21 protein-coding genes are annotated in these 25,687 nt (G+C 61.5%); 9 read left to right on the plus strand and 12 right to left on the minus strand.

From position 1 onward, the window contains the following. Positions 1–14 precede the first annotated feature (14 nt). Both AC1RMX_RS28405 and AC1RMX_RS28410 read right to left on the minus strand, forming a co-directional pair. On the minus strand, positions 15–548 hold the full coding sequence (locus AC1RMX_RS28405) for a Csu type fimbrial protein (protein WP_096822316.1): 534 nt from the start codon (positions 546–548) through the stop codon (positions 15–17). A gap of 86 nt (positions 549–634) precedes the next feature. Next, positions 635–1,144: a Csu type fimbrial protein gene (locus tag AC1RMX_RS28410; protein WP_096822317.1), complete on the minus strand. Its 510-nt coding sequence runs from the start codon at positions 1,142–1,144 to the stop codon at positions 635–637. 297 nt (positions 1,145–1,441) lie between these two features. Between AC1RMX_RS28410 and zapE the strand changes: the two genes are divergently transcribed. Further along, on the plus strand, positions 1,442–2,572 hold the full coding sequence (zapE, locus tag AC1RMX_RS28415; protein ID WP_493073783.1) for a cell division protein ZapE: 1,131 nt from the start codon (positions 1,442–1,444) through the stop codon (positions 2,570–2,572). Positions 2,573–2,635: 63 nt separating this feature from the next. Beyond that, positions 2,636–3,949, plus strand: a complete 1,314-nt coding sequence (locus AC1RMX_RS28420; protein ID WP_096822319.1) for a protein kinase — start codon at positions 2,636–2,638, stop codon at positions 3,947–3,949. 56 nt (positions 3,950–4,005) lie between these two features. On the opposite strand, the gene AC1RMX_RS28425 is transcribed toward AC1RMX_RS28420, so the two are convergent. Continuing rightward, positions 4,006–4,710: a YebC/PmpR family DNA-binding transcriptional regulator gene (locus AC1RMX_RS28425; RefSeq protein ID WP_007951538.1), complete on the minus strand. Its 705-nt coding sequence runs from the start codon at positions 4,708–4,710 to the stop codon at positions 4,006–4,008. Between the two features lie 219 nt (positions 4,711–4,929). On the opposite strand from AC1RMX_RS28425, the gene AC1RMX_RS28430 reads away from it, so the two are divergent. Continuing rightward, entirely contained in the window at positions 4,930–6,336 is a 1,407-nt protein-coding gene (locus AC1RMX_RS28430; RefSeq protein WP_493073784.1) for a type VI secretion system Vgr family protein, read from the plus strand. Between the two features lie 3 nt (positions 6,337–6,339). Here the strand turns inward: AC1RMX_RS28430 and AC1RMX_RS28435 are convergent, their stop codons facing one another. After that, positions 6,340–7,737 carry an FAD-dependent oxidoreductase gene (locus AC1RMX_RS28435; protein WP_493073826.1) on the minus strand — a complete coding sequence of 466 codons (1,398 nt, stop codon included), beginning with the start codon at positions 7,735–7,737 and terminating at the stop codon, positions 6,340–6,342. A 67-nt stretch (positions 7,738–7,804) separates the two neighbouring features. Next, on the minus strand, positions 7,805–9,130 hold the full coding sequence (locus AC1RMX_RS28440; protein ID WP_493073786.1) for an MFS transporter: 1,326 nt from the start codon (positions 9,128–9,130) through the stop codon (positions 7,805–7,807). Between the two features lie 270 nt (positions 9,131–9,400). On the opposite strand from AC1RMX_RS28440, the gene AC1RMX_RS28445 reads away from it, so the two are divergent. Next, positions 9,401–10,300, plus strand: coding sequence for a LysR family transcriptional regulator (locus AC1RMX_RS28445; protein ID WP_007951543.1), 900 nt, complete (start codon positions 9,401–9,403; stop codon positions 10,298–10,300). On the opposite strand, the gene AC1RMX_RS28450 is transcribed toward AC1RMX_RS28445, so the two are convergent. After that, positions 10,270–11,130 (minus strand): LysR substrate-binding domain-containing protein, encoded by an 861-nt coding sequence (locus tag AC1RMX_RS28450; protein WP_096822324.1) that lies wholly within the window; start codon positions 11,128–11,130, stop codon positions 10,270–10,272. The genes AC1RMX_RS28445 and AC1RMX_RS28450 overlap by 31 nt on opposite strands. Before the next feature lie 113 nt (positions 11,131–11,243). Between AC1RMX_RS28450 and AC1RMX_RS28455 the strand changes: the two genes are divergently transcribed. From AC1RMX_RS28455 to AC1RMX_RS28465, 3 genes are all read left to right on the plus strand, one after another. Then, positions 11,244–12,353: a 2-aminoethylphosphonate--pyruvate transaminase gene (locus tag AC1RMX_RS28455; protein WP_493073788.1), complete on the plus strand. Its 1,110-nt coding sequence runs from the start codon at positions 11,244–11,246 to the stop codon at positions 12,351–12,353. Between the two features lie 57 nt (positions 12,354–12,410). After that, positions 12,411–13,238 carry a phosphonoacetaldehyde hydrolase gene (gene phnX, locus AC1RMX_RS28460; protein ID WP_493065158.1) on the plus strand — a complete coding sequence of 276 codons (828 nt, stop codon included), beginning with the start codon at positions 12,411–12,413 and terminating at the stop codon, positions 13,236–13,238. Positions 13,239–13,428: 190 nt separating this feature from the next. Continuing rightward, positions 13,429–13,983: a cytochrome b gene (locus AC1RMX_RS28465; RefSeq protein WP_096822327.1), complete on the plus strand. Its 555-nt coding sequence runs from the start codon at positions 13,429–13,431 to the stop codon at positions 13,981–13,983. On the opposite strand, the gene AC1RMX_RS28470 is transcribed toward AC1RMX_RS28465, so the two are convergent. Both AC1RMX_RS28470 and AC1RMX_RS28475 read right to left on the minus strand, forming a co-directional pair. Beyond that, on the minus strand, positions 13,980–14,888 hold the full coding sequence (locus AC1RMX_RS28470) for a 1-aminocyclopropane-1-carboxylate deaminase/D-cysteine desulfhydrase (protein ID WP_493073790.1): 909 nt from the start codon (positions 14,886–14,888) through the stop codon (positions 13,980–13,982). The genes AC1RMX_RS28465 and AC1RMX_RS28470 overlap by 4 nt on opposite strands. A gap of 41 nt (positions 14,889–14,929) precedes the next feature. After that, a complete protein-coding gene (locus AC1RMX_RS28475) occupies positions 14,930–16,966 on the minus strand; it encodes an oxidoreductase (RefSeq protein WP_096822329.1) in 2,037 nt (678 codons plus the stop codon). A gap of 205 nt (positions 16,967–17,171) precedes the next feature. Here AC1RMX_RS28475 and AC1RMX_RS28480 point away from each other — a divergent pair, with 205 nt between their 5' ends. Further along, on the plus strand, positions 17,172–18,302 hold the full coding sequence (locus tag AC1RMX_RS28480) for a nitrilase-related carbon-nitrogen hydrolase (RefSeq protein WP_102621722.1): 1,131 nt from the start codon (positions 17,172–17,174) through the stop codon (positions 18,300–18,302). 3 nt (positions 18,303–18,305) lie between these two features. Beyond that, positions 18,306–19,346, plus strand: coding sequence for an AraC family transcriptional regulator (locus AC1RMX_RS28485; RefSeq protein ID WP_493073791.1), 1,041 nt, complete (start codon positions 18,306–18,308; stop codon positions 19,344–19,346). Between the two features lie 315 nt (positions 19,347–19,661). On the opposite strand, the gene AC1RMX_RS28490 is transcribed toward AC1RMX_RS28485, so the two are convergent. The 4 genes from AC1RMX_RS28490 to lon form a co-directional block, all read right to left on the minus strand. Then, positions 19,662–20,528, minus strand: coding sequence for a DUF2242 domain-containing protein (locus AC1RMX_RS28490; RefSeq protein WP_493073793.1), 867 nt, complete (start codon positions 20,526–20,528; stop codon positions 19,662–19,664). A 226-nt stretch (positions 20,529–20,754) separates the two neighbouring features. Then, a complete protein-coding gene (locus AC1RMX_RS28495) occupies positions 20,755–22,626 on the minus strand; it encodes a SurA N-terminal domain-containing protein (protein ID WP_493073794.1) in 1,872 nt (623 codons plus the stop codon). A gap of 233 nt (positions 22,627–22,859) precedes the next feature. Continuing rightward, positions 22,860–23,132, minus strand: a complete 273-nt coding sequence (locus tag AC1RMX_RS28500; protein WP_096822334.1) for an HU family DNA-binding protein — start codon at positions 23,130–23,132, stop codon at positions 22,860–22,862. Between the two features lie 148 nt (positions 23,133–23,280). Then, the gene (gene lon, locus AC1RMX_RS28505; RefSeq protein ID WP_096822335.1) at positions 23,281–25,677 is read right to left on the minus strand and encodes an endopeptidase La; all 2,397 of its coding nucleotides are present in this window, start codon (positions 25,675–25,677) and stop codon (positions 23,281–23,283) included. Between the last annotated feature and the right edge of the window lie 10 nt (positions 25,678–25,687).

The raw sequence follows: 25,687 nt of genomic DNA on the forward strand, positions 1-25,687 counted from the left end.
CCTTCCTCTACGGTTTACCAATCGAGCGTCACCGTCAGGGTGTCGGTGTAGACACCCACCGGTACCGCACGGGTGTTCGCCACCACCGTGCCAAATACCGGGATGGGTATCTGCGCGCCGCTGGTGACAGCGAAATTGTGTTGTTGGCCGATGCTGTAGCTCTGGCTGCCCGAGGCATCGAGAAACAGTTGATAGGGAATGGTCTGGCGACCGTTGCTCAAGCGCCGGGTGCTGCCGTCGCCATGGGCGCCACCGTCGATGGTCACGGTGAAACCGGTCACTGAAGGATTGCAGGCCACGTTGAGCCGGCCGCTGCTGTCATTGGCCAGGCTGGCCTTGATCGGCGCATTCCAGGTCGGGCCCTGCTGGCCGAAATCGAGTTTGCCGAAATCGCCCACCGGGCTGGCGATGCTGGACGAATTGGTCACCTCGCAGCCGGCGATCAGAATCAGCCGCGCGTGAATCTGCCCGTTGATCGCGGCTTGCGCGTCCTCGGTGAGCAACAGCAATGCGCCTGTGGCGACTACCAGCCAGTGCTTGCCTGTCATTGCGTCCCTACTCCTTCTGATCCTTCAGCATCACTCGACCTCTGCGTTCGTCATTGAACGTCGATTTCCTGTTGCATCCGGCTCGATCACCAGGTGACCGTAACCTTGACCAGATCCGAATACCGGCTGACACGCGGAACTTCGGCCATCCGCTCGATCCGCCCATACAGCGGCAATTCAACCGAACCGCTGTCCGGCACCCTCCCGGTGACCGGCACGTCCACCACCAGCGGCACTCGCCGCGCGGCGTCCTGATACAAACGGTAAGGAATGGCTTTGCCACCCGACTCGCCTGCCATGTAGCGCACTTCGCCCGTCCCGCCGTGCAGGCCGCCATCGACGCGCAACTGATACGGCGTGTCCGGGTTGCATTCCAGGCGCGGCAATCGCGAATTGATCAGCGCCGCCCCGAGCGGCCCGGCCGGATCGTCGAGGCGCGCCGTGCTGCCGAAGTCGAGCACGCCCAGTTGCTCGATACCGGCTTCGCGCTGCTGGCCGATCAACTGGCAACCGCGCTGCACATCGACGCGCACCTCAACCTGCAAGTCAGCCGCCTGCACCGTTGTTGCGAACCCGCCCAGCAATGCCCAGACCATCCCTGCATTCACTGCCCGTTCCTTGATGGCGACAGCGTCTGTGTCGTTACAGTGTTTCAGGTTAGCAACGGACGCCGATTGCGCCAGTCGATTGGATCCACTGATCGGGCGGGATTTGTTTCGAAAGATTGGCGATCCGGCACGCCAGGACGCTGAAAAAACCTGTACGCGCCGCAGAATGCTGTCCAGAAAAGTCGCCGGCCGATAAAGCGCAGTGGAAGGAAAACTATCCGTCTGGTTACACTACGCCGCCGCGCTCGGGGGGAGCCGGCCTGACGATGACGGAGTGACCTCACCGTGCCCGCCCGACCGCCCGAACGTTCGCGTCTGTCACAACGCCTTTCAGGATTACGCCGCTTGTTCGGCAAGCGAAACCTGGCCAGTGCTGGCCATTGCGCCAGCGCCCAGTCGATTCGCGATTATTTCCGGCACAAGGCCCATGGCCAGGGCTACACCCTCAGCCACAGCCAGCAGCGGGTGATCGACTGCATGGCACAGCAGGCCGGCCTGTTGTTCGGCCCTTCGGCGCAAACCCCGCCCAGTCTTTACCTGCACGGCGCCGTCGGACGCGGCAAGAGCTGGTTGCTCGACGGTTTTTTCCAGGCGTTGCCGATCCAGCAGAAACAGCGCCTGCACTTCCATGAGTTCTTCGCCCGCCTCCACCAGGGCATGTTCAGGCATCGCGAACAGGAGGACGCCCTCGGCGCCACCCTCGATGAGTTGCTGCAGGACTGCCGGGTGCTGTGCTTCGACGAGTTCCATGTGCATGACATCGGTGACGCGATGCTCATCACCCGCTTGTACAAAGCCCTGTTCCAGCGCGGAATCCTGTTGCTGGTGACCTCCAACTATCCGCCGGAAGGACTGTTGCCCAACCCGCTGTACCACGCGCGGTTCAAACCGGTGATCGACCTGATCAATGCCCGCATGCAGGTCATGGAAGTCGGCGGCCCCCACGACTACCGCAGCCAGGCGCGCAACCACGCGCATCAACTGTTCACCCAGGGCCATTACGTTTGGCCGGCCACGCCGGCACAACGTCTGGCACTGGACTTGCCACCACGCGATACCGCGCCGCAGCCGTTAGCGGTCGGCAACCGGGTTTTACAGGCGCGTCTGTGCACAGACCGCCGCGTCGCCTTTACCTTCAATGACCTTTGCGAGCAGCCCACGGCCGTGATGGATTATCTGGAGCTGTGCCGGCGCTTTGACCAGTGGATCATCGATGAACTGCCGGAACTGGACGAATGCTCGATTGCGGTCCAGCAGCGCTTCATCAACCTGATCGACGTGCTCTACGATCAGGACAAACACCTGACGCTGCTCGGGCAGCTGCCTCTGCACGAAAGCCTGGCCGGCAACGCCATTGACCTGGCCCGCACCCGCAGCCGGCTGGGGCAATTACCGGAAGTGCGTGAACCGGCCTGATTTGCCGTTATCATGCCGCCCATTCCCGGCGTCACTGCGCCCTCTTTGATAGCGACCCATTACATGCACACCCTTGCTCAATTGCGCGCCGGCGAACTGTCGGGCATCACCCGGCTGGACCTGGTCGAAGGCTTGACCGAGTTTCCACCCGAGATCTTCGACCTGGCCGACACGCTGGAGGTGCTCAACCTCAGCGGCAACGCGCTGAGCAGCCTGCCGGACGACTTGCATCGCCTGCGCCATCTGCGCGTGCTGTTCTGCTCCGATAACCGGTTCACCGAACTGCCTGAATCCATGGGTCAGTGCCAGGCACTGACAATGATCGGCTTCAAGGCCAACCGGATTGTCCAGGTCTCCGGCACCGCCCTGCCACCGCGCTTGCGCTGGCTGATCCTGACCGACAACCTCATCGAAACCCTGCCCGCCGAACTGGGCGAGCGCCCGCTCCTGCAAAAACTCATGCTCGCCGGTAACCGTCTGCGCGCACTGCCGCCATCGTTGAGCCAGTGCCATCGACTGGAGCTGATCCGCATCGCCGCCAACCAGCTGACAGAATTGCCGCAATGGCTGTTGACCCTGCCGAGCCTGACCTGGCTGGCCTACGCCGGCAACCCGCTGGAAACCGAGGCCGACGCCGCCGCACTGGAAGCCACGCCGCTGATCGATTGGTCGACCTTGCGTCTGGAACAACGGCTGGGCGAAGGCGCGTCCGGGGTGATTTCCCGTGCGGTGTGGCAGCCGGCCGGCCAACCGGAGCGCTCGGTGGCGGTCAAACTCTACAAGGGCGAAATGACCAGCGACGGCTCGCCGTTGCATGAGATGAACGCCTGCATCACGGCCGGGCTGCACCCGAACCTGATCCGGGTCGAGGGCCGCATCGGCAATCACCCCGATGGCCAGCAAGGGCTGGTGATGCAACTGATCGATCCGAGCTATCGCAACCTCGCCGCCTTGCCGAGCCTGGCGTCCTGTTCGCGGGATATCTACACCGATGACTGCCGGTTCAGTGCCGATGTCGCCTTGCGCATCGCCAAGGGGATTGCGTCGGTCGCCGAGCATCTGCATGAACAAGGCATCACCCATGGCGACCTCTATGGGCACAACATTCTGTTGAACGATCAGGGCGACTGTCTGCTGGGGGACTTTGGCGCGGCGTCGTTCCATGCCACCACGGACAACCTGGAAACCCGCGCACTGCAACGCATCGAAGTGCGAGCGTTCGGGATTTTGCTGGGGGAATTGCTGGCGCGCATCGACTCGGGTCTGAGTGCGGATCGGCGTGAGGTGCTGGAGGCGCTGGAACAGCGCTGCTGTCAGCCGGATGTGCTGGCGCGACCGGGGTTCAGCGAGGTTGTGCAGCAGCTGGAAGCGTTGTAGCCGCTACACCGCCATCGCGAGCGAACTCGCGATGGCGGCATCATTGACGCCGCGGATCAGCCGGCCAGGCCGACGAACATGTCCTGCACGTCGTCGTGGTTGTCGAGGCCTTCGAGGAACGCTTCGACTTCAGCCATCTGCTCGTCGCTCAGGCCGCTGACCGGGTTCTTCGGCTGATAGCCCAGCTTGGCCGACAGCACGGTGAAACCTTGCTCAGGCAGGGCTTTCTGCACCGAGTCCAGGTCGGTCGGGTCGGTCAGGAACAGGGTCGCGCCCTCTTCGCCCGGCTCGAAGTCCTGGGCACCGGCTTCGATCGCGGCCATTTCCGGATCGGCATCCGGGGTGTCCGGCGAGGCTTCGATCATGCCGACGTGGTTGAAGTCCCACGCGACCGAACCGGAAGCGCCCAGTTGGCCCTTGCGGAACGCCACGCGGATTTCCGCCACGGTGCGGTTGATGTTGTCGGTGACGCACTCGACGATCAACGGAACCTGGTGCGGAGCGAAACCTTCGTAAGTCACGCGATGGTACTGAACGGTCTCACCCAGCAGGCCCGCGCCTTTCTTGATCGCGCGGTCCAGGGTTTCCTTGGGCATCGAGGCTTTCTTGGCCTGTTCGACCACCAGACGCAGGTGTGCGTTGGTGGCGGTATCGGCACCGTTGCGGGCAGCGATGGTGATTTCTTTCACCAGTTTGCCGAAGATCTTGCCCTTGGCGTTGGCTGCCGCTTCTTTGTGTTTAACCTTCCACTGTGCGCCCATTACTCACTCTCTTGATCTGTGGCGCCGAGACATCTATTGGCCGACGCGTGGCGCCAAGTTTATACGGCCTAAAGTCGGCAATCGACCAAAAATTCCGTCACGTGTCGACATCTTCTACACACCTTGTAGGGCGATTCTGAAAAACCGGTTTGTCATGACCATTTCGCACTGCGGTTTCGTACCCTCTGTGGCCCGTATGACCCGACAGAGCCCGTCCGAATGCTCAATGACAAGGAAAGTCCCTTCACGCTGACTCTCATCGAGGGTGGCCTGTGCCTGCCGGTACTGCGTTTCAGCGGCCACGAAGGCCTGAACCGGCCCTATCGTTTCGAGATAGAAGTCCTTGGCCTGGCCCCGGCCCTCGCCCCCGCCACCCTGTTGCATCGGTCGGCCTTCCTGCAGTTGAGTGAAGGTCATGGCCTTCACGGCACCCTTCACAGCGCCAGTTGCGAACATCGCGGTGCCCATCGGATCGGTTACCAAGTGGTGCTGGTACCGCACCTGCAGAGGTTGGAGCAGCAGCCCAGGCGCCGGGTGTTCACCCGGTTGAGCGTGCCGGACATTCTCGAACGACTGCTCACCGAACATCGCCTGCCCGCACACGGTTACCGGCTCGACCTGACGGTGGGACACTATCCGCCGCGTGCGTTCTGCATCCAGTACGACGAGACCGACCTCGCACTGTTGCATCGACTGTGCGAGGAAGAAGGCATCCACTATCACTTCGAGCACCGGCCGGATGGCCATGTCGTGGTGTTCGCCGATGACAGCCTGAACCTGCCGCAGCCCCCGATACCCGTGCCCTTCAATCCAGAGAACGAGGCGCGATCCCCCGCCCTCAGCACGCTATTCCTGCGTCACGACGCCGTCACGGCGCAGGTGTCACCCACCGTCCGTGAGCGCGGGCAGCCATTCAACGAAGATGAAGCGGCCAATCACGCGGTGACAGGCGTCATCCCCCTGCGAGGATTCCCGCCCTCAGGGCAACGCCACGCCGATCAACGCAGCCGTCGACAGCTGGAACGCCAGCGCTGCCAATACCGCTGCATTCAGGGTCGCAGCGATTGCACGCAATTGCTCAGTGGCCATCTGTTGCAGGTTACGGATCATCCTGTGGGTGCGTTCAACGAGCAGTGGCTGATCACCGAATTGCGCCATCAGGGGCAGCAGCCGTCGATTCTCGAGCCGATGTCCACGCCCCGCCGTTATCACAACGATTTCACTGCACAGCCCTGGTCGACGGAGTATCGCCCGCCGCTGCGGCAACCGCGCCCGAGCATTCCGGGCTATCACCCGGCGCAAGTGTTGGGCTCGCCCGGGCAACCGCCGCAGCTGGACGATCTGGGCCGAATCGCCATCCGTTTATGGCCCGCGCTGGCACGGAACGCCGACGGTGACGGGTTATGGCTGGCGATTGCCATGGTCGGTGCGGGCGGCCGGATCGCCAGGGAAGCGCTGCCGCGTGCCGGCAGCGAGGTGTGGGTGAGTTTTCTCGACAGCGATCCGGATCGACCGATCCTGTGCCTGGACATCAGCCAGCCTCGCCCGGCGCGCAAAACCCCGGAACCGCACGACAACGGCCTGTTGCTCGACTGGCTGCTCAATCGCACCCCGCCTTCGTCCTGACGTTCAACCCTTGTCAGCCTTGCCGGCGGCGGCGGCGAATTTCGCCAGGCGTACATCGAGGTGCCGAGGTCGCCGCCCGTGATCCTCGGCGCGCTCCTTGCGGCGAATGGCGTTGCGCACCATCAGCGAACCGAGATAGCGGATAGGCTCAGGCGGAAAGTAACCCAACGGCCCGTTGACCAGCGGCGAACGCGTCCACGGATTGTCGAGGCCTTGCACCAGCGAGGCGAGAATCTGCCCGCCCATGTGGCACGGCCCGACGCCGCTGCCGGAGTATCCGAACCCGTAGAACACGTTGCCGCTGGCACTCATCTGGCCGAAAAACGGCAGGCCGGTGACCGAACGATCCGACGGGCCATTCCACGTTGCGTCGACCTTCACATCGGCGAAGGCCGGGAAAAAATCGTCGAGGCTGCGCTTGAGCAACCCGGCGTAAGGCGATGGTTGATCAAACACCGGCAGCATCCGCCCGCCGTAAGCGAAGGTGTTGCCGCCTTTGCCGAGCATGATCCGTCCGTCCGGGGTGTTGTGGTAGTAGTGAACGAAAATCCGCGAATCAAGCACGGTCACGCCGCTGGTCAAGCCGATTTCCTGCAACAGCTCCGGGCGCGGCTCGGTGATCAGCATGTCGCTGGAGACAATCGCCACGCTGCGTTCGAACTGCGGGAATGCACGGGCCATCCAGGCATTCATCGCCAGCACCACGCGGTCGGCGACCACACTGCCGCTGGCCGTCTGGAGACGCGCCGGACGCCCTTCCTCCAGTCCCGTCATTGCAGTGTTTTCGTGGATTTTTACGCCCAGTTGCAATGCTACTCGCCGCAACCCACGCACCAGTTTGCCCGGCTGCACACTCGCGGCGGCCGGCGAGAACCAGCCTTCCAGATGCTTGTCCGAACCGGCCATGCGCTGAACATCAGCGACCGGACGTTGGGTAAAGGAGTTGATGCCGTTGCGCTCAAGCGCCGCAATCACCGCGTCGGTCGAACCGCATTGCGCCCGGTTGGTGGCGGTGTAAAGCGTACCGTCCAACCGGTAATCGGCATCGACGCCGTACTGCTCGCAGAACTCGCCGATGGCGTGGATGCTGCGTTCGGACTCCTTGACCAGCCGTACCGCCTCTTCGACACCGAACAACCGCTCGAGGGTGAAATACTTCGCCGACCACGACAGCGCACAACCGCCATTGCGCCCACTGGCGCCGGCACCGCAGATGTCGGCCTCGATCAGCAGCACATCGAGTTCCGGGGTCTGTTGCTTGAGCATGATCGCCGTCCACAACCCGGTATAACCGCCGCCAACGATGCACACGCCGGTGCGCACTTCGCCTTGCAGCGGCGGGCACGGTTCGGACGAATCGAGTTGCAAGGCCTGCTCCAGCCAAAACGGTCTCATGAAAATTCTCCAGTCAGTCGGCCACGGCACAGCCTGCCGCGAATGCCGCAGCAGGCCGCGAGGCAGGGATTGTTCAGTTACGCAGGGGTTTGATCGTCAGGGCCCGATTGGGCACGTAGGCACGCGGTTCCATGACGCCGACCGGGCGGCTGTTCCAGTGTGGAATCAGCACCAGCGCCGAGAACAGCGCACAACCGGCGAACACGATGAACACCGTCACCGAATCGAAGTAGCCCGGCAGCAAACCACCGAGCACCGCACCGACCGAGCCGCAGCCGTTGACGAATCCGGCGGCGGTGGCGCCGGCCTTGGCCTTGCCGAAATCGATCGCGGCCGCGCCGCTGATCATCGAGTCCGGGCCGTACAGGGTCAGGCCCATCACGAACAGCAGCGCCACCACCAGCATCACGCTGCCGGTGTGCAAGGCGCCCATGAACAGCGCCAGGGTTACGGTCAGCGCCAGCAGGCTCAGTACGCAGGCCGGCATGCGTCGGGCGCCGAACAGTTTGTCCGAGGCCATGCCGATCATGATCGGACCTAAAAGACCTGCCAGTTCAAACGAGGTCGGAATGATCGCTGCGCCGACCTTGCCCACGGTGGGCATCTGCTCGAAGACGATCACCGGGCCCCACAACAGAATCGCGTAGCGCGCCGGTTTCAGCAGAAAGTACGCCAGTCCCAGCACCAGCACCGTGCGGTTACGGAGGATTTCCTTGAGCGGTTCCCAGACGCTGAGTTTGCTGTTCGCTTCGGTTTCCTCGGCACTGATGACCGGCTCCGGTTCCACCGCCGGCAGGCCGACATCTTCCGGTTTGTTGCGCTGAAAGATGAAGAACAACACCGCCACCGCCGCGACCACCGCCGCACTGGAAATGAACGCCGCGTGCCAGGTGCCGACCAGCGTGTACGCCCACCAACCGGCGAACGGCGACGCCACCAATCCACCAAAGGCGTAGCAGGAACTCCACAACCCGAGCACTCGCCCGCGCTGTTCCGAAGGGAAAAAACTGCCGAGGTTCTTGCACAACCCCGACCAACCGGTGGACTGCGCCAGGCCCTGAATCAACATGCAGGTGGCGAAGATCGGCAAGGTCGCAAAACTGCCCATCACCAACGCCGCCGCAGCGGAAATCAGCAACCCACCGAGCACCACGACCCTTGGACCAAAGCGGTCGGCGAGCATGCCCCAGGTGAACTGGCCAATGGCGTAGGCCGCCAGGTAAATCGCGTCGAGGTTGGCCATGGCCATTTTGTCGAGCATGAAGGTGGGGTCTTCGGCGATGCCCAGTTTGGCCACCGAAAAGGCTTTGCGGGTGAAATAGAACGCGGCGTAAGCGAGCCAGGTAACAGCGAAGATCTGCATGCGCCAACGCGCAAGGGTGCCGATGTGCTTGTTCATTGTGGTTCTGACCTCAGGGTGTGAGTGTGCCGGCAGAATCGATGAGTAAACGCCTGTGTTTTTTATTGTTGAGCACTGCGATATCACCCCGTCCCTTCGGCGATACCGGTCAGATGAGTCCTGGTGTTGCACGCACAGGCTCATGGCCAGCGTCGCTGCCCGACCGGGCAGTCAGCGTTGGCGTGAGCCGATCAAAGCAATTACTGTTTAATAAATAAAATCGATTTATCGTATTTCACACATAAGCTCAGCTTGTTAATGGAGTCTGCGATGTCTGTTTCCCACGCCCAGCTCAAAGCCTTTCACGCCGTGGCCGTGCACGGAAGCTTCACCAAGGCCGCCGAGCGGCTTTATCTGACGCAACCGGCGATTTCCGATCAAGTGCGCAAGTTGGAAGAACGCTTCGGCGTGTTGCTGTTCCATCGCAACAAACGCTCGGTGCGCCTGACGGATCTGGGCGAACGCCTCCTGGCAATCACCCAGCGCCTGTTCGTGGTCGAGGCCGAAGCCCAGGAGTTGTTGCAGGAATCCCAGGCCCTGCAGACCGGCAGCCTGATTCTGGCGGTGGATGCGCCGGTGCATGTGTTGCCGCAGATCGCCCGGTTCTGCGAGCGCTACCCGGGGATCAGCGTGAAGATCGAAACCGGCAACACCGATGAATCGCTGTTTCGCCTGTTCAACTATCAAGCCGATCTGGCGCTGCTCGGGCGCGATGTCAGCGATGAACGCCTGCTGTGCGTGCCGCTGCGCAACGATCCGATGGTGGCGTTCGTCTCGCGCCATCATCCGTGGGCCGAGCGTGAATCGATCTGCCTGGAAGATCTCGACGACACGCCGCTGGTGCTGCGCGAACACGGCTCGGTGACCCGCCAGACCCTGGAAGAAGAAATGGCCCGCGCCGGGTTCCGCATCCGCCCGGCGATCCAGGTCGAAGGCCGGGAAGCTGCGCGGGAAGCGGTGGTCGTGGGAATTGGCGTGGGCGTGGTGTCGGCGGCGGAGTTTGGTGCGGACTCACGGGTCTGTGCGCTGCCGATCACCGATTGCACCCGGCGCTTGACCGAGACATTGGTGTGCCTGCGGGAGCAGAGTTCGCGTCGGGTGGTGGCGACGTTTCTCGAGATGGTGCGCGAGAGTCTTGTTCAGACCGGCGCCAATCCGAAAAACGCCTGAATCAAGCGCAACTCCCGCCGCCGCTCCACGCAGCCGATCATGTGCCGATTGACCAGCCCCTCGCCGGCAATCGGAATCGCCACCACCCGCGGGTCATGGCTGACTTCAACCGATGACACCACGCCAACCCCCAATTCAGCCGCCACCGCTTCCGTCACCGCCTCACGGCTGTCCAGTTCCAGCAACACCCGTGGATTGACCGACGCCTGCGCACAGGCCTGATCGAAGGTGCGTCGGGTAATCGAACTCGGCTCGCGCAAGACCATGATCACCTGATCCAGCTCCTTGAGCCTGACTTCGCCACTGCGTTCCGCCCACGGATGCCCGGCCGGCACCAATGCGCAGATCCGCGATTCGCTCAGCGCTTGCAGATGCAGGCCCTTGCGCGGCTCGACTTCGGTCAGCACCGCCACGTCCGCATGTTCGGACAACAACGCCGCCAACGTTTCCTGAGCGTTGCCCAACCGCAGGTTCACCGTGATCCCGGGGTACCGTGCCCGCAGGCTGGCGAGCATCGGCATGACCATGTGCGGACCGTCCGCCGCCACCTCAAGTCGCCCGGTGAGCAACTGCCGGTTGGCTTCAAGCAGCGCCTGGGCCTCTTCGGCCATGCCGAACATCGCCCGGGTGATCGCCGCCAGTTTGGTGCCCTCCTCGGTCAGCTCGACCCGGCGTGCCGTCCGTCGCAACAGCGTGATCTGGTAATGCTCCTCCAGCGCCTTGATGTGCCCGGTGACCGCCGGCTGGCTGATGAACAGGCGTGCGGCGGCACGGGTGAAGCTGCCTTCCCGGGCCACGGCGTCGAAGGCGCGAAGCTGGAACAGGTTCATGAATAACCCTCACTGATGGCTGGCATAACAACAAACAATTTGATTGATGATCCGCCGAATTGCAACGTATGCCCCGTAGCTTCATCCCACAGCGCTATCGCGAGGACACACGAATGAGTACTGCCGCACCCATCCTGCTCACTCCCGGCCCGTTGACCACCTCGGCCCGCACCCGCCAGGCGATGATGGTCGACTGGGGTTCATGGGATGACCGCTTCAACCAATTGACCGCCAGCCTGTGCGAGCAACTGCTGGCCATCCTCAACGGCGCCGACAGCCACCACTGTGTGCCTTTGCAGGGCAGCGGCACCTTCGCCGTCGAAGCCGCGATCGGCACCCTCGTCCCCCGCGACGGCAAGGTGCTGGTGCTGATCAACGGCGCCTACGGCAAGCGTCTGGCGAAAATCTGCGAAGTGCTGGGCCGCTCGTTCAGCACCTTTGAAACCGCTGAAGACGAACCAACCACCGCCGCCGACGTCGACCGCCTGCTGCGCGCCGACAGCGACATCACCCACGTCGCGCTGATCCACTGCGAAACCAGCACCGGCATCCTCAATCCACTGCCGGAGATCGCTCAGGTCGTCGAGCAACACGGCAAACGCCTGATCATTGATGCCATGAGCTCGTTCGGCGCCTTGCCGGTGGATGCGCAAAAAGTCCCGTTCGATGCACTGATCGCCGCTTCCGGCAAATGCCTGGAAGGCGTGCCGGGCATGGGCTTCGTGTTTGCCCGCAAGGAATCCCTGGCCGCTGCCGCCGGCAACTCCCATTCGCTGGCGATGGACCTGTTCGACCAGCACAGCTACATGAAGAAGACCGGCCAATGGCGCTTCACCCCGCCGACCCACGTGGTCGCGGCGCTGCACGAAGCCCTGCTGCAATACAACGAAGAAGGCGGCCTGCCGGCACGGCATGCGCGTTACGCCGCCAACTGCCAGGCGCTGATGGAGGAGATGGGCAAACTCGGCTTGCGCAGCTTCCTGCCCGCCGCCATCCAGGCACCGATCATCGCCACGTTCGATGCGCCAAAGGATCCGCGCTACCAGTTCAAGGACTTCTACGAACGGGTCAAGGCCAAGGGATACATCCTCTACCCCGGCAAGCTGACCCAGGTCGAAACCTTCCGCGTCGGCTGCATCGGCCACGTCACCCCGGCGCAGATGCGTGAAGCCGTCTCGGCAGTCGGTGAAGTGCTGCGCGAGATGGAAGTGCTCGACATCTGACTCACCCGGCCCGCTCCCCCATTTGAATTGCATTGCCCACTCAGGAATTTGATCGCCATGAACTACAACAACCCAAGCAAACTGCAAGCCGCCATCCTCGACTGGGCCGGCACCGTGGTCGATTTCGGTTCTTTCGCACCGACCCAGATCTTCGTCGAAGCCTTCGCCGAATTCGACGTCCAGGTGTCCATCGAAGAAGCTCGCGGCCCGATGGGCATGGGCAAGTGGGATCACATCCGCACCCTGTGCGATCAGCCGCAGGTTGCCGAGCGCTATCGCAAGGCGTTCGGCCGCACCCCGACCGATGACGACGTGACCGCGATCTACAACCGTTTCATGCCGCTGCAGATCGAAAAAATCGCCGAGCACTCGGCGCTGATCCCCGGCGCACTGGAGACCATCGCCAACCTGCGTCAGCAAGGGATCAAGATCGGCTCCTGCTCCGGTTATCCGAAGCAAGTGATGGACAAGGTCGTGGCACTGGCCGCCAGCAACGGCTACATCGCCGACCACGTCGTGGCCACCGACGAAGTGCCGAACGGCCGCCCATGGCCTGCTCAAGCGCTGGCCAACGTGATTGCGCTGGGCATCGACGATGTCGCCGCCTGCGTGAAAATCGACGACACCGTGCCGGGGATTCTTGAAGGTCGTCGCGCCGGGATGTGGACCGTGGCGCTGATCTGCTCCGGCAACGCTTTGGGCCTGGATTACGAAGGCTACCGCGCACTGGGCAGCGACGCGCTGGCCAGCGAACGCAAGCGCATTCACGCGCTGTTCGAAGGTTCGCGTCCGCACTACATGATCGACACCATCACCGATCTGCCGGAAGTGATCGCCGACATCAACAAGCGTCTGGCCAACGGTGAAATGCCGCAAAGCAGCTGATAACGCAGCCTGCGGCAAACAGAAACGCCAGTGTCTGCGCGACACTGGCGTTTTTTTATGGGCAAACCCCTGATTTCGCGCAATGAAAGAGTTTTTAGACACGCGCAAATCGGCCAAAGCGGATTACAGTTAAAGCATGCCGTCGCTCAAGAACGGCACGTTTCGACCCTGATCCGTGAGGAAATACCGTATGCCGTGGACAAGTTCCGAATCACGCTACAGCACCGTGTCAGTCCTGTTGCACTGGTTGATGCTGGTGTTGTTGGTGCTGGTGTATGCCAGCATGGAATTGCGAGGCATCTTTCCCAAGGGCAGTGGTGGCCGCTCGCTGATCCGTGAAGCGCATTACATGCTCGGCCTGACCGTGTTCGTGCTGGTGTGGTTTCGCCTGCTGGCCCGCAGCATCGGCCCGGCACCGAAAATCTTCCCGGCTTCACCGCAATGGCAGACCGCACTGGCCCGACTGATGCACTGGGCGCTGTACCTGTTCATGATCAGCATGCCGATCCTTGGCTGGCTGATTACCAGCGCCGAAGGTCATCAAGTGATGTTCTACGGTTTCGACCTGCCGTTGCTGGTGCAAGAGGACAAAGCCTTCGCCAAGCAGGTTGAACACTGGCACGTGTTGATCGGCAACATCGGCTACTGGCTGATCGGCCTGCACGCGCTGGCGGGGCTGTATCACCATTACGTGGTAGGCGATAACACACTGCTGCGGATGATGCCCAAGCGCAACCAGGTTTAGCCATCGAATCCACGCCGGCCCTGCAAGCCGCCGGTGTGGACGAAGATCAGTCGCGTTCCACGGGCAAAGCGGCCCGCCTCGATCTGCTGTTTGAGCGCCAGCAAGGCCTTGCCGGTGTACAGCGGTTCGAGGGGAATGCCGCTGGCCAGCTCAGTCTGTGCGATGAACTCAAGCAACGGCGCATCGACTTTGGCGAAACCGCCACGGCTGGCGTCGATCAGTTCGTAGCCTGCGATGTCACCGACAATCGCTTCGACGTTGGCCGCGACACCGTGATCGTCGGGCACGGCCATCGCGCCATACACCAGATGTTCACCGGCTTCCGCCAGCACCAACCCCGCAAGCGTGGTGCCAGTACCGCACGCCAGCCACCAACCGTCATGGTCGTCCCAACCGAGCTTGCCCAGTTGCTCACTGACCTGATCCTTGAGTGATGCGCAACCCTGCGCACCCGGCAAACCACCGCCACCTTCGGGCACAGGATGCAGCGTCGGATATTGCGCCAGCCACGGCTGCCAGAACCCCGGCTCATGCCGTGCCCGGTAGCCACCAAAACCGAGCCAGTGCAACTGCATGTCAAAGTCCTGCAGATCCCTGACCGTCGGCGTGTCCTGCGGATGCCCGCGCAGCAAACCGACCGTTGCGAATCCCAAGCGCTTGCCCGCAGCAGCCAGTGCATGCAGATGATTGGAGTGCGCACCGCCCAGGCTGATGATGCCTTCGGCGCCCGCACGGTCGGCGGCTTTGAGGTGTTCGACGAGTTTGAACCACTTGTTGCCGCTGATCAGCGGATCGATCCGGTCCAGACGCAGAATCGCGACTTCAATGCCGGCGGCAGTGAGCCAGTCCAGATGAAGGGGTTCGAGAGGGGCTGGGGCCAGCCAGTCGGTGGGAGGCAGAAACATGAAGGCCGGCTCTGTGCAAAGAGCCGGCATTCTAGGGTGGATCAGAGCTCGGCGGCCAGACGCGAACCCTGATTGATCGCACGCTTGGCATCCAGCTCGGCCGCCACATCGGCGCCGCCGATCAGGTGCACGTTCTGCCCGGCTGCCACCAGCCCTTCTTGCAGCTCGCGCAGCGGATCCTGGCCAGCGCAGATGACGATGTTGTCCACCGGCAGCACTTGCGGCTCGCCGGTTTCACCGATGCGGATGTGCAGGCCTTCGTCGTCGATCTTCAGGTACTCGACGCTGTTGAGCATCTGCACCTGCTTGTTCTTCAGACCGGTACGGTGAATCCAGCCGGTGGTCTTGCCCAGACCGTCGCCGACCTTGGATTTCTTGCGTTGCAGCAGGAACACGTCACGGGCCGGGGCATGCGGTGCAGCCTTGATCCCGGCCACACCACCACGAGCCTCGAGGTGGGTGTCGATGCCCCACTCTTTCCAGAACGCAGCGCGATCCTGACTGGTGGCCACGCCTTCATGGACGAGGAATTCCGACACGTCGAAACCGATACCGCCGGCGCCGATCACCGCCACCCGCTTGCCGACCGGTTTGCGCTCGAGCAGCACATCCAGATAGCTCAGCACTTTGGCATTCTCGACGCCCGGAATCGCCGGCAGGCGCGGTGCAATACCGGTCGCCAGGATGACTTCGTCGTAACCGCCCTCTACCAGTTTCGCCACATCGACTCGGGTGTTCAGGCACACCTCGACGTTGGTGGTCTGCAACTTGCGTTTGAAGTAGCGCAGGGTTTCGTAGAACTCTTCCTTGCCCGGCACACGCTTGGCGACGTTGAACTGACCGCCGATTTCACTGGCCGAATCGAACAAGGTCACCTGATGCCCGCGCTCAGCGGCAACAGTGGCGGCAGACAGACCGGCAGGGCCGGCACCGACCACGGCAATCTTCTTGATCTGCTTGACCGGCAGGTAATTGAGCTCGGTCTCGTGGCAGGCACGCGGGTTGACCAGGCAACTGGTGAGCTTGCCACCGAAAGTGTGATCGAGGCAGGCCTGGTTGCAGCCGATGCAGGTGTTGATTTCGTCGGCGCGGCCTTCGGCGGCCTTGTTGACGAAGTCCGGGTCGGCGAGGAACGGACGCGCCATCGACACCATGTCGGCATCGCCTTCGGCCAGGATCTGCTCGGCGACTTCCGGGGTGTTGATGCGGTTGGTGGTGATCAGCGGAATGCTCACCGAACCCCGCAGCTTGGCCGTGACCTTGCTGAACGCCGCCCGCGGCACTTTGGTGGCGATGGTCGGAATCCGCGCTTCGTGCCAGCCGATACCGGTGTTGATGATGGTCGCGCCGGCCTGCTCGATGGCTTTGGCCAGGGTGACGATCTCTTCCCAGGTGCTGCCGCCTTCGACCAGGTCGAGCATCGACAGACGGAAGATGATGATGAAGTTCGGGCCGACCGCTTCACGCACCCGACGAACGATTTCCACCGGCAGGCGCATGCGGTTTTCGTAGCTGCCGCCCCAGCGGTCGGTACGGTGGTTGGTGTGGGCCGCGAGGAACTGGTTGATGAAGTAGCCTTCGGAACCCATGATTTCCACGCCGTCGTACTCGGCGGTCTGGGCCAGTACCGAGCAGGTGACGAAATCGCTGATCTGTTTCTCGATACCTTCCTCGTCCAGCTCTTTGGGCTTGAACGGGTTGATTGGCGCTTGAATGGCGCTCGGGGCGACCTGTTTCGGGCTGTAGGCATAACGGCCGGCGTGGAGGATCTGCATGCAGATCTTGCCGCCCGCCTCATGCACGGCGCGGGTGACGATGCGGTGCTTGAGCGCTTCTTCCTCGGTGGTCAGCTTGGCTGCGCCGGAGTACACGCCGCCCTCGTCGTTCGGGCCGATACCGCCGGTCACCATAAGGCCAACGCCGCCACGGGCGCGCTCGGCAAAGTACGCCGCCATGCGTTCGAAACCACCCGGCTTCTCTTCAAGGCCGGTGTGCATCGAGCCCATCAGGGTGCGGTTGCGCAGCGTGGTGAATCCCAGGTCCAGCGGGGCCAGTAGGTGCGGGTAAGTGGCGGTCATCGGTAACTCCACAGCGAGCGATCACGGAAAATGCGGGAGCTCTGCGTCCCCCGTCAGTCATGTTCGACAGACTAAGAGTCGCATCGCTGTCACTCAATGACCGTAACTGACAAGTTATTGATCCAAATGCGCAGCGCCCCTTGGCAAGCGCAGGCATGGGCCCTACCCTAGTCGCACACCCTGTACCCGGCTGTTGTTGGATTTCATGCGCAAACTTTTGTACCTGACCTTTTCCATGGCGCTTGTCGCCGCGCTTACCTTCTACGCCATGTGGGCGGCTGACCGCCCGGCCGGTCATTACCTGTCGGACCTGCGGATCAAACTGGCGGTCGATCAGGGTACCCGAGCCGACCGTGGCAACCTGCTGGGGATTCAGCCGGAACTGTTCCCGACCGACTATCAAAGCTCCGAACGCCTGCACCGCAAGCTCGCCGCTTATTTGCAGCAGGCTCAGGATCAGGGTTTGCTCAATGAAAAAACCATCGTGGTGCTGCCCGAGCATGTTGGCACCTGGCTGATGATCAGCGGCGAGAAAGACGAGCTGTACCAGGCCCCCACCCTCGCCGAAGCGATGAACTGGCTGGCCGCCAGCAACCCGTTGCAATTCGCCCGCGCCTGGCTCACCGCCAGGGGCAGCAGCCGTCTGGATGACGCCCACTTGCGGATGAAATCCCGAGACATGGCCAAGGACTATCAGTTGCTGTTCGGCGGTCTGGCCAAGGAATTCCACATCACCCTGGTGGCCGGCTCGATCGTGCTGCCGGAACCGAACATCATCGACGGCCGGCTCAAGGTCGGCAGTGGCGCGCTGTACAACACCAGCGTGGTGTTCGGTCGTGACGGCGCCCCGCTCGGTCAGCCACAGCGGCAGATGCGCCCGATCTTCGATCAGGATGACACGACACCCTCCAACGATGTCTCCCGGATCAATGTGATCGAAACTCCGGCCGGGCGCCTCGGCGTGCTGATCGGCAACGACAGCTGGTACCCGGACAACTATCGCAGGCTCGACGAGCAAGGCGCGCAACTGATCGCGGTGCCCGCGTTCGTCATCGGTCATGGCGTGTGGGATCTGCCCTGGCAGGGCTACAGAGGCTTGAACGCACCAGACTCGGTCAGCCTCAAACCGGGAGAGGTCAGCGAAGGCCAGGCCTGGCACCGCTTGACCCTGACGGCACAACCACCGGGCAGCCGGGCGATTGCCGGCATGAGCGTGTTCCTGCGCGGGCAGTTCTGGGACAAGCCAAGCTCCGGGCAGAGCTTCCTCAGCAGCAACGGCCAGCAGTTCGCCGACGGTGAAGCCCGTGGCGCGCGCTTGCTGAACCTCTGGTTGTAAACCATGAAGCCGCTGCCGATGCGTCTCGGGGATCTGTCAGTGGGCTTCGTCCATAGCCTCGCTGATGCCGTGCGCAGCCATGACGCCGACCCGCAACCGCTGCTCGAACAATACGGCCTCGACGCAGCACGGCTGGCCGAGGCCGGGGCACGCCTGTCGATCCCGCGCTACATGCGCCTGGGCCATGGCGCGATCCAGTTGACCGGCGATCCGGCACTCGGTTTGCGCATGGGCCAGCTCAGTCGCCTGAGCCAGGCGGGATTGGCCGGCGTCACCGCAGCGCAGGCACCGACCGTGCGCGAAGCCGCCCGCTGCCTGACGCGCTTCGAACCGTTGTACGGTTCCAATTATCGCGGCCAGTCGAGTTTCCACGAGGATGCCAGCGGAGCCTGGCTGCGCTTCTACTCGATCAGCCCGTACAACGCCTACAACCGCTTTGTGGTGGATTCGATCATCGCCGGCTGGCTGCATCAGTTGTCCAGCGTCAGCCCCGAACCGCTGCGCGCCGAACGGATCGAGATCGAATTCGACACCCCGGATTATCGCGACGCCTACGCCGCACTCGGCGACTGCCCGATCCAGTTCGGCGCCGAGCACAATCAGCTGCGTCTGAGCCTCACCAGCCTGGCCGCACGCAACCCGGAGCATTGCCCCAGCACCTGGAAGCATCTGCTGCAACTGTGTGAACGGGAGCTGGAACAATTGACGCGAACCCGCAGCCTGCGCGAACGCATCACGCAATTGCTAGGACCGTTGCTCAATGGTGGCCGTGAACCCGACCTGGAAGAAGTGGCGGCGCGCCTGAAGCTGCCGACCTGGACGTTACGGCGAAAACTGGCCGAAGAAGGCACGCAGTTTCGCGCGATCCTCAACGACACTCGCCGTGATCTGGCGATGACCTACATCCGTGACACTGAACTGGCATTCGGTGAAATCGCCTACCTGCTGGGTTTTGCCTCGGCCGAAGCTTTCCAGCGCGCCTTCAAGCGCTGGAACGGCCAGACGCCGGGCGAGTTTCGCCGCAGTCACCGCAAGACCGGTTGAAGCGTCAGAGCTCGGTGGCGTCTTCCGCAGGCTCCGGTGAATCCAGTTCGTAGGCCTGGAATTCGAGCAGTTCTTCTTGATAGTCATCCATCGTGTAATCCCCCTAACTGCTTTGCTGAAATGGCCTGGAGCAAATGACCAGTGCCTCGAGCATAAAGTGCCCGTATGAAGGAAAAATGAAACGCAGCCTTCATGAAATAAACGTAGCAGGCGGTCAGGGATTTATCGCGGGGATATTTTCAGAATGTGTGAACCGACATTTCAGATCACACAGAAATCGAAGCGGGAGCGACGTTGCGTCGCCCCCGCAACCGATCAATGCCCGGTTGGCATTGCCGGAATCGGCTCGGACGGCGGCGGCAGATCCGTCGGATTGGCCGGAGGCGTGATGACTTCCGTTGCCGGCGCTGCTACTGGAACCAGCTCCGAACCTGGTGCCGGGGTGATCGGTGCTGCTTCAGCCGGTGGAACGACCGGCTCTGAACTGACCGGAGCCGGCTCTGCGGGGGCCGGTGTCGCAGCAGGTGCGGCGGCCGGGGCTGGGGCCGGAGTCGGTTCAGCCGCTGGCGTCGGAGCCAATGCGGCCGGCGCGGCCTTGGGTTCCGGCACGCCCAGATCGGCCTTCGGCTTCTCGGTGATGTGCGCAGCTTTCTTCGCATCTGCCGGCAGGAACAGCTCCACCAGGGTGAAGAAGCGCTCGTAGAATTTCTGCGAGGACACGGTTTCGCTGGCCACCTTGACCATCGAGTCGTCAGAGGAGCCGATCGGCATCGACACCGAGCCCAGCACGCCAACCCCCAGGCTGGCCGAGTTGTTGGTCTTCTTCAGCGCGTAGCGATCCTGCAAGGCGTTGGCGAATACCGTGGCGTGGTGGCCAGCGCTACCATCATCGGCACACACGACGTTGAAGCTGATCTCCAGGTGGGTTTCACCGGTCTGCTGGAAACTCTTGTGTCCGCTGACCAGTTTCGGGTCGCTGCTGGTGATGATGTAGCCTTGGCTGAGCAACGCCCGGCGAGCCGCTTCGCAACTGGCGGTGTCGGTGACCGGGTAATTGCGCGAAAAGGTGCCGGAGTCGTCGAAGTTCTCATGCTCGTAGATAGGCTTGTCCTTGGAGCAGCCGGCAGCGGCGGTCAGCAACAACGCCAACCCGATGAAACGCACGGGAATAGAATTCAACATTAAACATCCTGAGGGAAAAACGGTCCGGGGCGTATTGTGCAACATATCGCTGCCCCGCGGCGTACGGATTAGTGTCTTAAAACAGTTACAACTCTACCGGTCATGGGTGCAGGGAAAAAGGCAAACCGGCCAATGGTCGATGAAAATCCTGTCACCCAGTGATTGATAGGCAAAAAAAAGCCCCGAATGTTCATCCGGGGCTCATTTTTTGTCGCTCAGTCAGGCATCAGAAACGCTTGATGTCCGCTTCGCTTTCCAACTGCTTGCGGTACGCCGCGAAGTCCTGCTGGCCTTCACGCGAGGCGAGGAAGCGACGGTATTGCGCTTTCTCTTCATCGGTCGGCGCAGCGGCTTCGTTCACAGCGTTCAGGCGCACGATGGTCAGGCTGCCATCAGGCAGTGTCACGCTGCTGAAAGTCGGCTTGTCCTTGCCTGCCGGTTTCGGCATGCGGAACAGTGCTTGCAGCACGGCGGGATCAACACCTTCCTGGGCGCGGGTGGCCGCCTGGGTCACTTTCCAGTTCTGACCGTCGATGGCCTTGTCCAACGGGGTCTTGCCATCACGCAGACCGGCGATCAGTTGCTCGGCCTTGGTCTTGGCAGCAGCGCTGGCGTGCTCTTTGGCCAACTGGGTGCGAATGGCAGTCGCCACGGCTTCCAGCGGCAGTTGCGCAGGCTTGAGGTGCTCCTTGGCGCGCAGCACGATCACGGTTTCCGGATCCAGCTCGATGGCGGTGCTGTTGGCACCCTCTTCCAGTACTTCGGTGCTGAACGCTGCAGTCACCACGGCGCGGTTGGCTGCAACACCTTCGCCACCTTCACGGCCGAACGGCTTGGAGGTGTGCACGGTCAGTTTCAGATCCTGCGCCGGCTGAGCCAGGTCAGACGATTCGAACGAAGAGTCTTCCAGTTGCTTGGTCGCCTCGACGAAACGTTGCTCGACCTGCTGGGTTTTCAGCTCGCGGGTCAACTTGTCTTTCAGGCTGGCGAAAGTCGGAACTTCCGGTGCTTCGACGCCCAGCAGCTTGATCAGGTGGAAACCGAAGTCGGTGCGAACCGGCTCGGACACTTGATCCTTGTTCAACGAATACAGGGCTTTTTCGAAAGCCGGATCGTAAACGCCAGGACCGGCATAACCCAGGTCGCCGCCATTGTTGGCCGACCCCGGATCCTGCGAGAACTCCTTGGCCAGCGCTTCGAACTTCTCACCCTTGGCCAGGCGTGCCTGAATGTCTTCGATCTTCGCCTTGGCCTGAGCCTCGGTGGCCTTGTCGTTCACTTCGATCAGAATATGCGCCGCACGACGCTGTTCCGACAGGTTGGCGATCTCTTTCTGATACGCCGCCTGCAGGTCTTCGTCCTTGACGGCGACCTGGTCGAAGAAAGAAGCCTTCTTCAGCTCGAGGTAATCGATGACCACCTGATCCGGGGTCATGAATTCCTTGGCATGTTCGTCGTAGTAAGCCTTGACCTCATCGTCGGTCAGCTTCACTGCCGCCGGGTCAGCCTTGATGCTCAGCGAGGCGAAGTCACGGGTCTGTTTTTCCAGACGGGCGAAGGCCAGCACTTGAGCGTCAGTCACGAAACCGCTGCCCGCCACACCGGCGCGCAGTTGGCCGATCAGCATTTCCTGAGCCAGCATCTGGCGAAATTGCATGCGGCTGTAGCCCAACTGACGGATCACCTGGTCGAAACGGTCGGAACTGAACTTGCCGTCAACCTGGAATTCAGGTGTTTGCAGGATCACTTGGTCCAGCGCCGCTTCGGAGAAAGCGAACTTCGATTTTTCTGCGCCTTGCAGCAGCAGCTTGCGATCGATCAGACCCTTGAGGGCCGACTCGCGCAGCATTTTTTCGTCGAGCAAGGAAGCATCGAAGTCCTTGCCCAGCTGTTGCATCAGCTGACGGCGTTGCATGTCAACGGCCTGGCTCAGCTCGTTCTGGCTGATTTCTTCACCATTGACCTTGGCCGCCTCGTTGGTGTGAGTCGTGGCCTTGAAAATGGCGTCGAAACCGGTCAGAGCCATCAGTGCAACGATGACCCCGATAATGGTCTTGGCAATCCAGCCTTGTGAATTGTCCCTGATATTCTGCAGCATGCGTCCCCCAGAAACGGTTGAACTTCAAAAATTAGGCAACCGTGGAGCGTGGGTAGAATCCGGATAGAAGAAAGGCGCATCCGAGGATGCGCCTTCTCGTAACTGGCGGAGCGGACAGGGCTCGAACCCTCGATCCCGGTGTAGCAGGCAATTATTCCAAACCGCCTGCTCTACCGCTCCGCTGCCAAGTCAGGCATGACCCCGACCCGGATGGGTAAAAACCTGAATCAAACTTAGTTGACGGCTTCTTTCAGGGCTTTACCGGCTTTGAAACCTGGCTTTTTGGCAGCAGCGATTTCCAGAGTCTTGCCGGTCTGTGGGTTACGACCAACGCGAGCTGGACGATCAGTTACGGAGAAAGTACCGAAACCAACCAGAACTACGGAGTCGCCAGCCTTGAGAGCGCCAGTGACGGATTCGATTACAGCGTCCAGCGCACGGCCAGCAGCAGCTTTCGGGATATCAGCGGATGCAGCGATAGCATCAATCAGTTCCGACTTGTTCACTCTAAGTCCCCTTATATCTATTTGAGTATGATTCTAAGTTTTTTGGTGAAAGCAAAAACGAGTGCTGAATGGCCTACAGACACTTAAGAGCCGCTTTATAACAAGGGCTCTAAAAAGCTGTCAAGGAAGCCCCCCAGGCAAAAGCGTATTAATGCGTGCTAATTCTTTCCTTAGAGTCAGACTCACGTTTTTCGTCCTTGGCAACTATCTCCGGAGCCACATCCGGCAAGGGCTCCGGCGCGTATTGCAGCGCAATTTGCAGGACCTCGTCAATCCATTTAACCGGTTTGATCTGCAGATCCTGCTTGATATTGTCAGGAATCTCCTTCAGATCGCGCACGTTCTCTTCCGGAATAATCACTGTCTTGATTCCGCCACGGTGAGCGGCCAGCAGTTTTTCCTTCAGACCACCAATGGCGAGGACTTGACCACGCAGGGTGATCTCGCCGGTCATGGCGACATCGGCACGCACAGGAATACCCGTCAAAGCCGACACCAGCGCAGTACACATGCCTACACCGGCGCTAGGACCGTCTTTCGGCGTAGCCCCTTCCGGCATGTGAATGTGCGTGTCGCGCTTCTCGTGGAAGTCCAGGGGAATGCCCAGGCTCTTGGCACGGCTGCGCACCACGGTCAGGGCCGCAGTGATCGATTCGACCATTACGTCACCCAGCGAACCGGTCTTGATCAGTTGACCTTTACCCGGTACGACAGCGGCTTCGATGGTCAGCAGTTCGCCGCCGACCTGAGTCCAGGCCAGGCCGGTCACCTGACCGATCTGATCCTGTTGCTCGGCCAGACCGTAGCGGAATTTGCGGACACCGAGGAAGTGTTCCAGCAGATCAGCTGTCACTTTCACCGAGAAGCGTTTTTCCAGTGCATGCTCTTTCACTGCCTTGCGGCAGACCTTGGCAATCTGCCGCTCGAGGCCACGCACACCGGCTTCACGGGTGTAGTAACGGATGATGTCGCGGATCGCTTCCTCGTCGAATTCCAGCTCGCCTTTCTTCAGGCCGTTAGCTGCAATCTGCTTTGGCGACAGGTACTTGACGGCGATGTTGATCTTTTCGTCTTCGGTGTAGCCCGGCAGACGGATCACTTCCATCCGGTCGAGCAGCGCCGGCGGAATGTTCATCGAGTTCGAGGTGCACAGGAACATCACATCCGACAGGTCGTAATCGACTTCCAGATAGTGATCGTTGAAGTTGTGGTTCTGCTCCGGATCGAGCACTTCCAGCAACGCCGACGCCGGATCGCCACGCATATCGCTGCCCATCTTGTCGATTTCATCGAGCAGGAACAGCGGGTTGCGGACGCCCACCTTTGTCATCTTTTGAATCAATCTTCCTGGCATCGAACCGATGTAAGTCCGACGATGGCCACGGATTTCCGCTTCGTCCCGCACGCCGCCGAGGGCCATGCGCACGAATTTACGGTTGGTGGCGTGGGCAATCGACTCCGCCAGCGAGGTTTTACCCACACCCGGAGGACCGACCAGGCACAACACCGGGCCACGAATCTTCTTCACGCGCTTCTGCACAGCGAGGTATTCAAGGATGCGCTCCTTGACCTCTTCGAGGCCGTAGTGATCGGCATCGAGAATGTCTTCGGCACGAGCCAGGTCCAGACGCACCTTGCTCTGAGCCTTCCACGGCACCTGCACCAGCCAGTCGATGTAGGAACGCACGACGGTGGCTTCAGCCGACATCGGCGACATCTGCTTGAGTTTGTTCAGCTCGGCAGTGGCCTTGGCCAGCGCATCTTTCGGCAGGCCAGCGGCATCGATACGCTTTTTCAGGTCTTCGATTTCGTTGTGGCCTTCGTCGCTGTCGCCGAGCTCTTTCTGAATGGCCTTCATCTGCTCATTCAGGTAGTACTCGCGCTGACTGCGCTCCATTTGCTTCTTGACGCGGCCACGGATGCGTTTTTCGACCTGCAGCAGATCGATTTCAGCATCCAGCAAGGCCAGGACGTGCTCGACGCGGGCCGGCAGCTCGATGATTTCGAGGATTTCCTGCTTCTGCTCGATCTTCAGCGCCATGTGCGCGGCCATGGTGTCTACCAGACGGCCAGGCTCATCGATGCTGTTGAGCGACGACAGGACTTCAGCCGGGACTTTCTTGCCCAACTGAACATATTGTTCGAACTGCGACAGCAGCGTGCGCACGAAGACTTCGGATTCGCGCTCGGCGGCGTCGACTTCATCGATCAGCGACACTTCGGCGCGGCAATGGCCGTCGACTTCGCTGAAACGCTCGACAGCGCCACGCTGCTCGCCCTCGACCAGAACCTTGACGGTGCCGTCAGGCAGCTTGAGCAGTTGCAGAACGGTGGCGATGGTGCCAACGCGATACAGAGCGTCTTCTCCGGGATCATCGTCAGCCGGGTTTCTCTGGGCCAGCAGCAGGATCTGCTTGTCGCCCGTCATCGCGGCCTCGAGGGCTTCGATGGATTTCTCGCGCCCCACGAACAGCGGGATAACCATGTGCGGATACACAACGACATCACGCAATGGCAGGAGAGGCAATTCGATGGTGGTCTTCATGATTTCGCCT

It is taken from the genome of Pseudomonas sp. GW822-FHT03F04, assembly GCF_058801405.1.

Bases quoted from the DNA above. Each gene is read 5' to 3' on its own strand.
- AC1RMX_RS28405 (WP_096822316.1), bottom strand. From the start codon at position 548: ATGACAGGCAAGCACTGGCTGGTAGTCGCCACAGGCGCATTGCTGTTG.
- AC1RMX_RS28410 (WP_096822317.1), bottom strand. From the start codon at position 1,144: ATGGTCTGGGCATTGCTGGGCGGGTTCGCAACAACGGTGCAGGCGGCT.
- AC1RMX_RS28420 (WP_096822319.1), top strand. From the start codon at position 2,636: ATGCACACCCTTGCTCAATTGCGCGCCGGCGAACTGTCGGGCATCACC.
- AC1RMX_RS28425 (WP_007951538.1), bottom strand. From the start codon at position 4,710: ATGGGCGCACAGTGGAAGGTTAAACACAAAGAAGCGGCAGCCAACGCC.
- AC1RMX_RS28430 (WP_493073784.1), top strand. From the start codon at position 4,930: ATGCTCAATGACAAGGAAAGTCCCTTCACGCTGACTCTCATCGAGGGT.
- AC1RMX_RS28440 (WP_493073786.1), bottom strand. From the start codon at position 9,130: ATGAACAAGCACATCGGCACCCTTGCGCGTTGGCGCATGCAGATCTTC.
- AC1RMX_RS28445 (WP_007951543.1), top strand. From the start codon at position 9,401: ATGTCTGTTTCCCACGCCCAGCTCAAAGCCTTTCACGCCGTGGCCGTG.
- AC1RMX_RS28450 (WP_096822324.1), bottom strand. From the start codon at position 11,130: ATGAACCTGTTCCAGCTTCGCGCCTTCGACGCCGTGGCCCGGGAAGGC.
- AC1RMX_RS28455 (WP_493073788.1), top strand. From the start codon at position 11,244: ATGAGTACTGCCGCACCCATCCTGCTCACTCCCGGCCCGTTGACCACC.
- phnX (WP_493065158.1), top strand. From the start codon at position 12,411: ATGAACTACAACAACCCAAGCAAACTGCAAGCCGCCATCCTCGACTGG.
- AC1RMX_RS28465 (WP_096822327.1), top strand. From the start codon at position 13,429: ATGCCGTGGACAAGTTCCGAATCACGCTACAGCACCGTGTCAGTCCTG.
- AC1RMX_RS28470 (WP_493073790.1), bottom strand. From the start codon at position 14,888: ATGTTTCTGCCTCCCACCGACTGGCTGGCCCCAGCCCCTCTCGAACCC.
- AC1RMX_RS28475 (WP_096822329.1), bottom strand. From the start codon at position 16,966: ATGACCGCCACTTACCCGCACCTACTGGCCCCGCTGGACCTGGGATTC.
- AC1RMX_RS28480 (WP_102621722.1), top strand. From the start codon at position 17,172: ATGCGCAAACTTTTGTACCTGACCTTTTCCATGGCGCTTGTCGCCGCG.
- AC1RMX_RS28485 (WP_493073791.1), top strand. From the start codon at position 18,306: ATGAAGCCGCTGCCGATGCGTCTCGGGGATCTGTCAGTGGGCTTCGTC.
- AC1RMX_RS28490 (WP_493073793.1), bottom strand. From the start codon at position 20,528: ATGTTGAATTCTATTCCCGTGCGTTTCATCGGGTTGGCGTTGTTGCTG.
- AC1RMX_RS28495 (WP_493073794.1), bottom strand. From the start codon at position 22,626: ATGCTGCAGAATATCAGGGACAATTCACAAGGCTGGATTGCCAAGACC.
- lon (WP_096822335.1), bottom strand. From the start codon at position 25,677: ATGAAGACCACCATCGAATTGCCTCTCCTGCCATTGCGTGATGTCGTT.